Here is a 12,623-nt window from a genome sequence, read left to right as displayed (position 1 = left end):
TCGTGGGACTGGAGTCGGCGCGCTCGCGGCTGCCGCCCGATACGCGCCGGTCGCTCTCGAGACGGTCGCGTATTGTAAACAATATCTGTATCTAGTATACACGAAAAACTTTTAGTACTCCTGCTGGACTCCCATGTAGAGGCCCTGTTATCATGCCACGAGAGCATATTTTCGACGAATCCGAGTACGAGCGGCGGGTCGCTCGAACGAAAGAGCGACTGCGCGAGGAGGAGCTCGACGCGATCGTCGTCGCCGATCCGGCGAACATGAACTACCTGACGGGGTACGACGGCTGGTCGTTCTACGTCCACCAGGCCGTCGTGGTCACGCCCGACCGCGCGGAACCCGTCTGGATCGGCCGCGACATGGACGGCGGCGGGGCACGCGCGACGACCCACCTCGCCGACGAGAGCATCCGCGCGTACAGCGACGACCACGTTCACTCGCCGTACGACCTCCACCCGATGGACTACGTCGCGGGCGTCCTCGAGGAACTGGGCGTCGACGACGGTCGGATCGGGCTCGAGATGGACGCCGCCTACTTCACCGCGAAGTCCTACACCCGATTGCAACAGAACCTCCCCGAGGCCGAGTTCGAGGACGCGACGCTGCTGGTCGGCTGGGTCCGGATCAAGAAATCGGAGCAGGAACTCGAGTACATGCGCGAGGCCGCCCGCATCTCGGAGAACGCGATGCAGGCGGGGCTCGACGTCATCGAGGAGGGCGTCCCGGAGTACGAGGCCGCGGCCGCGATCTACGAACAACTGATCACCGGGACCGAGGAGTACGGCGGAGACTACCCCTCGATCGTCCCGCTGATGCCCTCGGGCGACCACACCGGCACGCCGCATCTGACCTGGACCGACCGCGAGTTCGAGGACGGCGATCCGGTCATCATCGAACTCTCCGGCTGTCGCCACCGGTATCACTCCCCGCTGGCCCGCACGACGTTCGTCGGCGACCCGCCCGCCGAACTCGAGGAGACCGCCGAGATCGTCGTCGAGGGACTCGAGGCCGCGCTCGACGCCGCCGAACCCGGCGTCACCTGCGAATCGGTCGAGAAAGCGTGGCGCGACACCATCGCGAAGTACGGCCTCGAGAAGGAGGACCGCATCGGCTACTCGATGGGGCTGGGCTACCCGCCGGACTGGGGCGAGCACACCGCGAGCATCCGCCCCGGCGACGAGACGGTGCTCGAGGAGGACATGACGTTCCACATGATCCCCGGCATCTGGACCGACGAGATCGGCATGGAGATCAGCGAGACGTTCCACGTTACCAGCGACGGTGCGGAGACGCTGGCCGAGTTCCCGCGGCAACTGTTCACGACGTAGCGCAGTCCATACCGGCCATACAACCGCCGCAATACATCCGACTACGACACCACTACCACATCGATGACAACACCATCGCCCGAAACCGAGAGCAACTCCGGTGACGAACTCGATTCGGCGCTCGTCACCGCCCGCCGCCAGTTGGAACGAGCTGCGACGCACGTCGACGTTGATCCCGGCGTCGTCGAGCGCCTGAAACACCCGACGCGGGTCCAGCAGGTATCGGTGCCGCTCGAGCGCGATGACGGCTCCGTCGACGTTTTCACCGGCTACCGCGCCCAGCACGACGACGTCCGCGGTCCCTACAAAGGCGGGCTCCGATATCATCCCGAGGTCAGCGCCGAGGAGTGTACCGGCCTCTCGATGTGGATGACCTGGAAGTGTGCGGTGATGGACCTCCCATTCGGCGGCGGGAAGGGCGGCATCGCCGTCGATCCCAAGTCGCTGAGCGAAGACGAGACCGAGCGGCTCACCCGCCGGTTCGCAGAAGAGTTGCGCGACGCCGTCGGGCCGACGAAGGACGTCCCCGCGCCGGACATGGGCACCGACGCCCAGACGATGGCCTGGTTCATGGACGCCTACTCGATGCAACAGGGCGAGACGATCCCCGGCGTCGTTACGGGCAAACCACCCGTCATCGGAGGCTCGTACGGCCGCGAGGAGGCACCCGGCCGCTCGACAGCGATCGCCGCACGCGAAGCCATCCAGTACTACGACCGCGAGGTCTCCGGCACGACGGTCGCCGTCCAGGGGTTCGGCAGCGTCGGTGCCAACGCGGCCCGCCTGCTCGAGGACTGGGGCGCGACCGTCGTCGCCGTCAGCGACGTCAACGGCGCGATCTACGATCCCGACGGGTTCGACACGCACGCGATTCCGACCCACGAAGAAGCGCCCGGCGCGGTGCTCGAACAGGACGCCCCGGAGACGCTGGACAACGAGGACATCCTCGAACTCGACGTCGATGTGGTGATCCCGGCCGCCGTCGGCAACGTCATCACGGCGGACAACGCCGACGCGATCGAGGCCGACATCGTCGTCGAAGGCGCGAACGGCCCGACGACCTTCGCCGCCGACACCATCCTCGAGGAGCGCGGCGTCCCGGTGATCCCCGACATCCTCGCGAACGCGGGCGGCGTGACGGTCAGTTACTTCGAGTGGCTCCAGGACATCAACCGTCGCCAGTGGACCCTCGATCGGGTCAACGAGGAACTCGAGGAGCACATGCTCGAGGCCTGGGACGACGTCCGCGAGGAAGTCGACGCGGCGGGGCTGACGTGGCGCGACGCCGCCTACGTGGTCGCGCTCTCCCGAATCGCCGAGGCGAAGGAGACGCGCGGACTCTGGCCGTAGTCGGTCAGAGCCACGGACAGGACGAACCGGCGGTCGCTATCGGTTCCGCGAGCGGGCACGGAGAAGGGAAGGGCTCATGTCCCGCCGGTCACATGCTCCGATAATGGCGTCGTGGAAACGGGTATTCGCGAGCGGACTGATCCTTCTCGGACCGATACTCGTCACGCTGTACGTCGTCTACCGGGCCTACGTGCTCGCGCTCGGGTTCACGCCGGCGGTCCTGTTCGACCCGGACATGCTGAGCGGGGTCATCGGCAACGAGCTGACTCGCGTGTTCGTCATCCGCGTCCTCCAAATCAGCGTCTCGCTGACCTTCCTTTTCGTGATGGCAGTGGCGATCGGCGTCCTGACCCGGACGACGATCGGCGATATCTTCGCGCGGAGCATCGACGGCGTCGCGAACCGCGTTCCGGGGCTGCGGGTCCTCTACAACGCATCAAAAATCGCCGCCGAAACGACGATCGGGGAGGAACAGGCGCTGCAGGAACCGGTGAAGGTGCGGAGCTGGGACGGCACGCACATGCCGGCGTTCAAGACCGGACACACCACCAGCGACGGGCGAGTCGTGCTCTTCATTCCGACGGCACCGAACGTCTCCTCGGGATTCGTGGTCGAAGCCGAGGCCGATCGCGTCATCGAAACCGACGAATCCGTCGAGGAGGTGCTCGCACGGGTTCTGAGTGGGGGGTTCGGCGACTCCGAACGCCCGCAGGATCGAACGCGAACCGTCCCGTTCGATACGTCCGGCGATGGATCGACGGACAAGGAATGACGAAATAACGCGGACTACCGCGAGAGCGCCGCCGCGACTTTCTCCACCGGATGCGGCGGATCGTCACAGCCGTCGTATTCCGAGAGCTGGGTCCGGCAGGACGCACCCGGCGCGACGACCGCCTCGCCGTCGCTCCCGTCGATCTGATCGAAGAGGATCCGCCCGATCGACTGACTCAACGAGTAGTGCTCGGCCTCGTAGCCGAAGGAGCCGGCCATCCCGCAGCAGCCCGAATCCAGCGCGTCGACCTCGTAGCCGACCGCCCGCAGGACGGTCGCCGCGTGGCCGTCCTTCTTCGTCGCTTTCTGGTGGCAGTGGCCGTGGTAAGTCACCCGCTCGTCGGGGTCGGCGACCGGCAGCCCGTCCGCCAGTTCGAACCGATCGAGGTACTCCATGATTCCGTAGGTGTTCGCCGCGACCCGCTCGGCATCGCGTCCGTCGAGGAGGTCCAGATAGTCCGACTGGAGCATGACCGCGTCCGACGGCTCGACCAGCACGATCTCCCAGCCGTCCTCGATTCGGGGGGCCAGCGCCTCGACGTTCGTTCGGGCGCGCTCGCGCGAGACGTCCAGAAAGCCCTTCGAGTGGGCCGGCCGGCCGGTCGACGTGACGCGTTCGGGTACGGCCACGTGGACGCCCGCCGTCTCGAGCACCTGCACGGCAGCTTTCCCCGCCCGCGGATGGTTGTAATTGGTGTACGTGTCGGGGAAGAGGAGCACCTTTCGGGACGCTTCCTCGAGCGGGATTCGAGAACCGCCGCGCGCCTCGAACCAGTCTTCGAAACTCTCGCTGGCGAACGTCGGGAGATCGCGCTCGCGTGCAATGCCGACGGTCTTTTCGGCGATCGTATCGGCGCCGGGCAGCGACGCGGCCCAGTTCGAGACGGGCGCGAGCGCGGAGCCGACGGCGTTGAGCCGGTCGACATTGGCGAAGAGCCGATCGCGGAGGGTCGCACCGTTTTCCTGGTGGTTCGCGTGTTCGACCTCGGCCTTGAGCTTCGCCATGTCGACCTCGCTCGGACAGTCCCGCGCACAGCCCTTGCAGCCGACACAGAGGTCCATCACTTCGGCCAGGAACTCGGGATCGGTCGACTCCGCGTCGAGTTCGCCGTTCATCGCGCCGCGGAGCATGTTCGCGCGCCCGCGGGTGCTGAGACTCTCCTCCTCCGCCGCGCGATACGTCGGACACATCACGCCGCCGGTCGTCTCCTGCGAACCGCGACAGCCGGCACAGCCGTGACAGAGCTCGACCATCCCCTGCATGCCGTTGTCGACGTCCCACTCGAGGGCAGGCTCGAAGCCGGCGTCGAACTCGTAGTCGGGGGAGAACCGCAGGTGCTCGGTCATGTCGTGATCGCCGCAGACGTTTCCGGGATTGAGTAGCCAGTCCGGGTCGAACGCCGTTTTCAGGTCGCGGAAGAGTGACCAGACGTCGTCGCCGTAGAGTTTCCGGTTCCACTGGGTTCGGGCGCGGCCGTCGCCGTGTTCGCCCGAGACGGAGCCGCCGTACTCGACGACGAGGTCGGTCACGGCGTCCGAGATCGCCTCGAACTGGTTCAGCCCGGCCGGGCTCTTGGTGTCGACCAGCGGTCGCATGTGCATACAGCCCGGGCCGGCGTGGGCGTAGAAGCTCGCGAACGTGTCCCGTTCCTCGAGTACCTCCTGGAAGTCGGCCACGTAGTCCGCGAGGTTTTCGGTCGGGACGGCCGTGTCCTCGATGAAGGAGATGTGCTTGGCGTCGGAGGTCCGAGAGAGCAAGATCGGTGCCGCGCTCTTGCGGAGCTTCCAGAGTTCGGCCCGGTCGGCGGGCTCGTAGGCCTCGAGGGCGTCGAACGCGCGGACGGGGTCGCCACCGGTTTCCGGCTCCTGAGCGGTCGTTCCGCCGTTCGGTGTCGGGGCCTGCGAATCCGGCAGTCGATCGGACAGCATCTCGGCGACTTTTCCTCGCGCGTCGTCCTCGCTGTCGGCGTAGAACTCGACGAGCAGCGCCGTCTCTGTTCCTTCGGGGAGGTTCCCCGCGACGTCGGCGAACTCCTCGGTGTCGCGAGCGAGCTCGAGCAAGACGTCGTCGATCGCCTCGATCGCCGCCGGATCGAAGTTGCGGACGATGGTGTCGACGTCGGCCATCGCTTCGAGCAGGTCCGTGTACGTCAACAGGACGACGCCGGTCGTCTCGGGGACGGGCTCGAGCGAGACGGTCGCCTCCGTGACCACGCCGAGCGTTCCCTCGCTGCCGGCGAAGACGCGGGCCAGGTTGACCGTCGCGTCGGAGTCGGGTTCGCCGTCGATGTCGACCGTCTCGTCCGTGTTCTCGTCGAACGCCTCTGGGTCACCGTAGGCTTCCGCGACGAGCCGGTCGAGGTTGTAGCCGGAGACGTTCCGCTTGAGCTGTGGGAACACCTCGCTGATCGCCGCGGCTTCCTCGTCGACGACGCGGCGCAGCGCCTCGTAAATTCGCTCGAGGGAGTCGCCGTCCGGATCGGCGCGCTCGCGGAGTTGAGCGACCGTCACTTCGCCGAAGCGTTCGACGGAGCCGTCGGCGAGGACGACTTCCACGTCCTCGACGTAGGCGTCGGTCTTGCCGTACTGCAGGGAGTGTGCACCGGTGGAGTTGTTGCCGATCGCGCCGCCGATCGTGCTGCGGTTTCCGGCCGCCGGGTCGGGCGCGAACTTCAGCTCGTGGGGCTCGAGCGCCCTGTTCAGGTCCGCGAGGACGGTCCCCGCCTGCACCGTCGCTTGGCGATCGTCGGCCGACAGCTCGAGCAGGCCGTCCATGTGGGTCGTCAGATCGAGGACGACGGCCTCGTTGACCGCCTGTCCGGCGAGGCTGGTGCCGCCGCCGCGCGGGAGGACCGGAATCCCGTTGTCGGCGCAGTAGTCGACGACCGCGGCGACGTCCTCGGTCGTGCGCGGGAGGACGACGCCGACGGGCGTCACCTCGTAGGCGCTCGCGTCGGTCGCGTAGAGCCGCCGGCTGTACTCGTCGAACCGGATCTCGCCGTCGATCCGCTCGTCGAGCGCCGCGACGAGTTCGGGGCGGTCGATATCCCCGCCGACGTAGTCGTACTCGGCGCGCGGGTCCGCCGCGGGATCGCTCGCCTGCGAGCCCGCCGCCGGATCAGCGCTGCCGGTGTCGTCGGCTCGTGAAGAGTCGTGCGTCGCCATCGTTACTCTCGAGTCGCGTCCGGCCGATAGACGGCGTTTTCGAGCTCGCCGCCCGACTCGAGCGCGTCGACGTTGCCCGCGACGATGTCGGCCAGTCGGTCCCAGTGTTTGGGCGTGTGACCGCCGGTGTGGGGCGTGATGAGGCAGTTCTCGAGGTCCCAGAGCGGGTGGTCGGCGGGGAGCGGTTCGGGATCGGTGACGTCGAGGGCGGCCCCGCGGATTCCCTCGAACTGCAGCGCCGAGACGAGCGCGTCGGTGTCGACGATGCCGCCGCGGGCCGCGTTGACGACGACCGCGTTCGGCGGAAGGGTCGCCAGTTCGTCCTCGCCCACGAGCCCGCGGGTCAGGTCGTTGAGCGGGCACGCGAGGACGACGTAGTCGCTCCGGGAGAATGCCTCGTGGACGTCGTCCTCGTCGAACCCGAGCACTTCGTCGGTCGGGCCGCCCTTGGAGGGCGTATAGCGGATACCGATCGTCTCGACCTCGAATCCCTCGAGGCGTTGGACGACCGCCTGCCCGATCGAGCCGAGGCCGACAATCGTGACGGTGCTGTCGGTAAACTCGTGCGACTGGAAGTGACGCCACTCGCTGTTCTCCTTGCGCCGCCAGCCCTCGTGAAGTCGCCGCGCAAAGACGAGCATGTTGCCGATCGTCTGCTCGGCGATGCCGGGGGCGTGAATGCCGCCGGCGTTCGTCACGGCCACGCCGTGGTCGGCCAGCGCGTCCATCGGGACGTGATCGGTGCCGGCGAACGTACACGCGAACAGTTCGAGTCGGTCGGCGCGCTCGAGAAGGGACTCCTCGATCGTAATGCCGGTCACGACCCGCGCTTTCGGCACGAGCTCGCGCTCTTCCTTTGGCGTCCGCGCGAGTGCGACGGTGTGCTCGGGCAGTCGCTCGCGCAGGGTTTCGGCGTACGACTCCATCGACAGTCCTTCCGTTCCCTCTCGGAGAACGACGATATCTGGATCCGTGCTCATGGAAGCTTCTGCGTTGCCCTACGATTGTCACGGCCTCTCTTATCTTTTTGTGTATCCATCGTAAACACTGATTGTGTATAATTAAGTTGCTGGGTCGCGTCAGCAACTCGCATGACCGAGCCAGTACGGGACCGACTCGTCAGCCTCCGTCGCAGCTTCCACCGCCACCCCGAACCCGCGTGGCGCGAATTCCTCACGACGGCCAGACTCGTCGAAGAGATCCGAGACATCGGCGTCGACGAACTGGCCGTCGGCCCGGACGCCTACGACCCCGCCGATCGGATGGCCGTCACCGACGACGACCTCGAGCCGTGGGTCGAACGCGCTCGCGAGCGCGGCGCGGACGAGGCTGTCCTCGAGCGGATGACCGGCGGCAACACCGGGGCCGTCGCGGTCCTCGAGCGCGGCGAGGGGCCGGCGATCGGGCTGCGCGTCGACATCGACGGGCTGTTCATCGAGGAATCGAGGGACGAAGACCACGATCCCGTCGACGAAGGCTTCCGCTCGGAGATCGACGGGACGATGCACGCCTGCGGCCACGACGTCCACATGACCTGGGGGCTGGCCGTCCTCGAGACCATCGCGGAGAGCGACTTTTCCGGACGGTTAGTAGTTTTCTTCCAGCCCGCCGAGGAGACGGGCGGCGGCGGCTGCCCGATGGCGAAAAGCGAGTTCGCCGACGACCTGGATTACCTGCTGGCGGTCCACGTCGGCCTCGACCACCCCACGGGCGAGGTCGTCGCCGGGATCGAGAAGCCGCTGGCGATGTGTCACGTCGACGCGACGGTTACGGGAACCTCCGCGCACGCGGGTAAGGCACCCAACGAGGGGGCCAACGCGATGCACGCGATGGGGACGGCGATCGTGAACGCCTACGGCATCCCCCGGCACAGCGACGGGATGACGCGGGTGAACATCGGCAAGGCCGAGGCGGGGACCGCGAGCAACGTCATCGCCGAGCGCGCCGAGATGGAGGCCGAAGCGCGGGGCGAAACGACCGAACTGATGGAGTTCATGGAGCGGCGACTCGAGCGCACGATCAAGTCGGCGGCGAAGATGCACGGCTGCCGGGCGGACGTCGACGTCGTGAGCAAGTCGCCGCGGGCCGACAGCGATCCCGAACTGCAGGCGCTGGTGAGCGAGATCGCCGGTGGCGTCGAGGGGATCGAGCACGTCCTCCCGGCCGCCGACTTCGGCGCGAGCGAGGACGCGACGTTTCTGATGGAACGCGTCCAACAGGACGGCGGCCTGGCGACGTACATGATCGTCGGGACCGACCACCCGACGAGCCACCACACGCCGACGTTCGACGTCGACGAGGCGAGCCTGCAACACGGCGTCGACGTGCTGGTCGGGACGATTCGGGAACTCGAGCACCGCCATCCCGTTCCGCAGGTCGACGAGATGGAGGCCGTCGAACGCCCGGAGGCCGGGGAATGAGCAGGAGCCGCGTAACCCACGAGGAGATCGAGGCGGCTCGGGAGCGCATCGCCGACGTCGTCCACCGGACGCCGCTGGACACCTCGCGGACGTTCGCCGAGCTGAGCGGCGCGGCCTCGGTCGGACTCAAACTCGAGAACGTCCAGCGGACGGGCTCGTTCAAGATCCGCGGGGCGTACAACACGATGGCGCAGTTGTCCTCCGCGGAGCGCGAGGCCGGGGTCATCGCCTCGAGCGCGGGCAATCACGCGCAGGGCGTGGCGCTGGCCGGCGACCTCCTCGACATCGAGACGACGATCGTCGTCCCCGAGGTCACTCCCGCGGCGAAGATCGAAGCCACTCGCGGGTACGGTGCCGAGGTCGTCGTCGAGGGCGACATCTACGAGCGGTCCTACGAGTTCGCCCTCGAACGCGCCGAAGAGACTGGAGAGACGTTCGTCCATCCCTTCGACGACGAGGCCATCGTCGCGGGTCAGGGGACGATCGGGCTCGAGTTGCTCGAGCAGTACTCGGAGATCGACACCGTGCTGGTCGCCATCGGCGGCGGCGGGCTCATCTCCGGTATCGGGACCGTCCTGAAAGCCGCCGAGCGCGACGTGCGCGTCATCGGCGTGCAACCCGAGGGCGCGGCGCACGCGAAGCCGTCGCTCGAGGCCGGCGAGATCCGCCAGCTGTCGAACATCGACACCGTCGCGGAGGGGATCGCCGACACCCGAATGCTCGAGACGACGTTCGAGATCGCTCGCGAGGTCGTCGACGACGTGGTGAGCGTGAGCGACCGGGAGATCGCGGCTGCGGTCACCCTGCTCGCTGAGCGCGCGAAAACCGTGGCCGAGAGCGCCGGTGCCGCGCCGCTCGCTGCGGCCCTCTCGGACGAGGTAGATCTCGAGGGCGAACACGTCGGGATCGTGATCTCCGGCGGAAACGTGAACCTCACCGACCACGCCGAACTGACCCGAACCGGCCTGCACGAACTCGAGCGCTACGCGGACGCGAGGCTCGCGCTCGAGGGGTGGCCGACCGCAGTGAGCGACGTGGTCGAGACCGTCGCGGCCGAGGGTGCCGAACTGGACGTCCTCGAGCGCGCCCGTCGGACGTCGGTGGATCACCCGAACCGGACGCCAGTGACGATCGGCCTCGAGGGGAGTGGCCCCGAGCATCTCGAGGGGGTGCTCGAGTCGCTGTCGGAACTCGAGGGGGTTTCGGTCGTCGAACGGACAGCACCGAACGTCGATCGGGGCTGACCGTCGTTCGAGCGTATCGACAGTATATTTTTGCGTGATCGAGCCGTATTGGACGACGAACGATGGCCGAGCACGACACTCGACGGATCACTCACGAACGTTTGAGTGAACCGCATATCCGCGGCCGGCGTATCAGCGTTCGGCAGGTATATTCCCTCGTCGAAGAACGAGGGGAAGACCCCGAAGCAGTCGCCGACCGCTACGATCTCGACGTGGCCGACGTCTATCACGCACTGGCGTACTATCACGACCATCCGCGAGAAATGCGTGATGTAGAGCGTGAGCGAGCGGACGCCATGACGGACATTCGCGAAGCGATCGATCGGCCCGAGGGAATACATCCGGATACTGACGACCGATGAGCGGCTGGCGATTTCTCCTCGACGAGAATATCGACCCGAAGACGGCGACGTATCTCCGAAAAGAGGGCGTTCACGTCGAACACGTCCGTGATGCACTCTGGCAAGGAGCAGACGACGAAGACGACGTATTGCCGTACGCTCGAGAGTACGACCTCGTCGTCGTCACGAGCGACGTAACGGACTTCGGTGATCTCCCTCCGGACGCCCACGAGGGTATCGTGATACTCTATGACGATACGATGCCCGCGTATCGCGTTGCATCCGGTCTCTTGGAAATGATCGACGCCTACCCCAGCCGGGACGTCTTACCCGAGCGCGAAGAACTCGATCCGTGGGTGTGAGACGGGAGCCAGTCGACGGCGTCTCGGCCGTCAACACGGTCCGATCACGATTCGTTTATCGAACCGTCGACCGGCGATCGAGAAACGCCGCCGGCTCGAGTACAGAAACGAAAAATCGATGCCCGAAAACTCGGGACCGGATCAGGCCACTTTCGCGCTCGGGCCGACCGCCTCGATCGCCTCGAGGAAGATGCCGATCCCCAGTTCGATCTCGCGTTCGGTCGAGTCCAGCGGCGGGAGCAGTCGGATGGTCTTCTTCCCGCAACCGAGGGTCAGCAGGCCGCGCTCGAGGGCGGCCTGGACCACCGCCGACCGGCGCTCGGCCGTATCGAACTCGACGGCGAGCATCAGGCCCTTGCCGCGGACGTCCTCGACGTGGTCGGGTGCGTCGTCGCGGAGGAGTTCTTTCGCCTGCTCGCCCCGGCGGGTCGCGTTGTCCAACAGGTCGTGTTCCCGGATGGCCTCGAGGGTGAACGCGCCCATCATCGAGCCCAGGATGTCGCCGCCGCCGAAGGTGGAGCCTAAGCGATTCTTCTCGCTGGGGAAGACCTCAGAGCGGGAGATCGTCGCGCCGACGCGCAGCGCTTTCGCGCTGGCGATGACGTCGGGTTCGATGGGGTAGTGATCGGACGCCCAGATCTCGCCGGTGCGGCCGACGCCGGACTGGATCTCGTCGACGACCAACGGGATGTCGTACTCGTCCGTGACGGCCGCGACCTCCTCCATGAACGCCTCGCTGGGGAAGCGGTAGCCGCCGACCCCCTGGATCGGTTCGAGGGTGAGGAAGGCTATCTCGTCGGGGTTGACGTGGCCGCCTTCGGGCGCGAGCATGTTTCGGAGCTGCGAGCCGCCCGCGAAGAAGCCGCAGTCGCAACTGTCGGCGTCGCAACCGCGGTCGGCGCAGAAGGGGACGGTCTCGATCCCGCTGATCTCGGGGTAGTGACGCGTGTAGACCTCCTTGGACTTCGTCAGCGACAGGGTCCCGAGCGTGCGCCCGTGGAAGCTGCCGCCGAAGGCCACGCCGTACTTCGCGGGCGCTCGATAGTCGTGGGTGATCTTCATCGCGTTCTCCATCGCCTCGGCCCCGGAATTCGAGAGGAAGACCGTGTCCATGCCGTACTGACTCGAGACATCGGTCAGTTTCTGCATGAGATGACTCGAACCGGGGAAGTCGGCCTCATCGGGGCTCGGACCGGAACCGAAGTACATGTCCTGGCCCGCGATCTTCATCGGCTCGACGAGATCGAACTCGCGGAGCTTCCCGAGCACCTTCTCGTTGTTGTACCCCAGCGGAGCAGCGCCGATGTGACAGGTGAAATCGAGGAGAACGTTCCCGTCGACGTCCGTGACGAAGGGGCCGTCGGCGTCCCGCGTCACGTCCCAGACGAATTCGTGGGAGTACTCGCTCGGGGCGGAGTACTCCTGGTGGAAGTCGACCCATTGCTGCGCGTTCGGACCCGGAAGCGCGGCCGCGTCGGGTTCCGCCGTGTCCCTATCCATACACAGTTTATGTGTATCTCGTACATTAAAACTTGTTATAGATTGGCGAGGATGTTAGCGACGAACGGCTGCGGAGAGTCGCTCTCCGCGCGAGAAAACGGACAGCATGACGGCCGACGCGGTTCGTCGGCCACGA

10 protein-coding genes are annotated in these 12,623 nt (G+C 66.6%); 7 read left to right on the top strand and 3 right to left on the bottom strand.

Annotated features, from left to right (window positions below; genetic code table 11):
- Positions 1-152: 152 nt before the first annotated feature.
- From LDB05_RS10695 to LDB05_RS10685, 3 genes are all read left to right on the top strand, one after another.
- Complete coding sequence (locus tag LDB05_RS10695; protein ID WP_226003980.1) at positions 153-1,334, top strand: M24 family metallopeptidase; 1,182 nt, start codon at positions 153-155, stop codon at positions 1,332-1,334.
- 63 nt (positions 1,335-1,397) lie between these two features.
- The gene (gene gdhB, locus LDB05_RS10690; protein WP_226003979.1) at positions 1,398-2,684 is read left to right on the top strand and encodes a glutamate dehydrogenase GdhB; all 1,287 of its coding nucleotides are present in this window, start codon (positions 1,398-1,400) and stop codon (positions 2,682-2,684) included.
- 103 nt (positions 2,685-2,787) lie between these two features.
- Positions 2,788-3,456 carry a DUF502 domain-containing protein gene (locus LDB05_RS10685; RefSeq protein WP_226003978.1) on the top strand — a complete coding sequence of 223 codons (669 nt, stop codon included), beginning with the start codon at positions 2,788-2,790 and terminating at the stop codon, positions 3,454-3,456.
- A gap of 14 nt (positions 3,457-3,470) precedes the next feature.
- Here the strand turns inward: LDB05_RS10685 and LDB05_RS10680 are convergent, their stop codons facing one another.
- Both LDB05_RS10680 and LDB05_RS10675 read right to left on the bottom strand, forming a co-directional pair.
- The gene (locus LDB05_RS10680; RefSeq protein WP_226003977.1) at positions 3,471-6,620 is read right to left on the bottom strand and encodes an FAD-binding and (Fe-S)-binding domain-containing protein; all 3,150 of its coding nucleotides are present in this window, start codon (positions 6,618-6,620) and stop codon (positions 3,471-3,473) included.
- A 2-nt stretch (positions 6,621-6,622) separates the two neighbouring features.
- The gene (locus tag LDB05_RS10675) at positions 6,623-7,600 is read right to left on the bottom strand and encodes an NAD(P)-dependent oxidoreductase (RefSeq protein ID WP_226003976.1); all 978 of its coding nucleotides are present in this window, start codon (positions 7,598-7,600) and stop codon (positions 6,623-6,625) included.
- A gap of 111 nt (positions 7,601-7,711) precedes the next feature.
- Between LDB05_RS10675 and LDB05_RS10670 the strand changes: the two genes are divergently transcribed.
- From LDB05_RS10670 to LDB05_RS10655, 4 genes are all read left to right on the top strand, one after another.
- The gene (locus tag LDB05_RS10670; RefSeq protein WP_226003975.1) at positions 7,712-9,040 is read left to right on the top strand and encodes an amidohydrolase; all 1,329 of its coding nucleotides are present in this window, start codon (positions 7,712-7,714) and stop codon (positions 9,038-9,040) included.
- Entirely contained in the window at positions 9,037-10,284 is a 1,248-nt protein-coding gene (gene ilvA / locus LDB05_RS10665; protein ID WP_226003974.1) for a threonine ammonia-lyase, read from the top strand. Before LDB05_RS10670 ends, ilvA begins: the two co-directional genes overlap by 4 nt.
- Positions 10,285-10,346: 62 nt before the next feature.
- Entirely contained in the window at positions 10,347-10,646 is a 300-nt protein-coding gene (locus LDB05_RS10660; RefSeq protein WP_425498559.1) for a DUF433 domain-containing protein, read from the top strand.
- Positions 10,643-10,987, top strand: a complete 345-nt coding sequence (locus tag LDB05_RS10655; RefSeq protein ID WP_226003972.1) for a DUF5615 family PIN-like protein — start codon at positions 10,643-10,645, stop codon at positions 10,985-10,987. The genes LDB05_RS10660 and LDB05_RS10655 overlap by 4 nt, the downstream gene beginning before the upstream one ends.
- A gap of 141 nt (positions 10,988-11,128) precedes the next feature.
- Here the strand turns inward: LDB05_RS10655 and LDB05_RS10650 are convergent, their stop codons facing one another.
- Entirely contained in the window at positions 11,129-12,487 is a 1,359-nt protein-coding gene (locus LDB05_RS10650) for an aminotransferase class III-fold pyridoxal phosphate-dependent enzyme (protein WP_226003971.1), read from the bottom strand.
- Positions 12,488-12,623 lie beyond the last annotated feature (136 nt).

This window comes from Natrinema salinisoli, from assembly GCF_020405205.1.
Classification (GTDB): Archaea; Halobacteriota; Halobacteria; order Halobacteriales; family Natrialbaceae; genus Natrinema; species Natrinema salinisoli.
Note: the sequence above shows the minus strand (reverse complement) of the source record. Positions and strands in the feature narration are given on the sequence as shown.

What these genes read in the sequence shown, in the direction of transcription:
- LDB05_RS10695 (WP_226003980.1), top strand. Translation starts at nt 153, where the DNA reads ATGCCACGAGAGCATATTTTCGACGAATCCGAGTACGAGCGGCGGGTC.
- gdhB (WP_226003979.1), top strand. Translation starts at nt 1,398, where the DNA reads ATGACAACACCATCGCCCGAAACCGAGAGCAACTCCGGTGACGAACTC.
- LDB05_RS10685 (WP_226003978.1), top strand. Translation starts at nt 2,788, where the DNA reads ATGGCGTCGTGGAAACGGGTATTCGCGAGCGGACTGATCCTTCTCGGA.
- LDB05_RS10680 (WP_226003977.1), bottom strand. Translation starts at nt 6,620, where the DNA reads ATGGCGACGCACGACTCTTCACGAGCCGACGACACCGGCAGCGCTGAT.
- LDB05_RS10675 (WP_226003976.1), bottom strand. Translation starts at nt 7,600, where the DNA reads ATGAGCACGGATCCAGATATCGTCGTTCTCCGAGAGGGAACGGAAGGA.
- LDB05_RS10670 (WP_226003975.1), top strand. Translation starts at nt 7,712, where the DNA reads ATGACCGAGCCAGTACGGGACCGACTCGTCAGCCTCCGTCGCAGCTTC.
- ilvA (WP_226003974.1), top strand. Translation starts at nt 9,037, where the DNA reads ATGAGCAGGAGCCGCGTAACCCACGAGGAGATCGAGGCGGCTCGGGAG.
- LDB05_RS10660 (WP_425498559.1), top strand. Translation starts at nt 10,347, where the DNA reads ATGGCCGAGCACGACACTCGACGGATCACTCACGAACGTTTGAGTGAA.
- LDB05_RS10655 (WP_226003972.1), top strand. Translation starts at nt 10,643, where the DNA reads ATGAGCGGCTGGCGATTTCTCCTCGACGAGAATATCGACCCGAAGACG.
- LDB05_RS10650 (WP_226003971.1), bottom strand. Translation starts at nt 12,487, where the DNA reads ATGGATAGGGACACGGCGGAACCCGACGCGGCCGCGCTTCCGGGTCCG.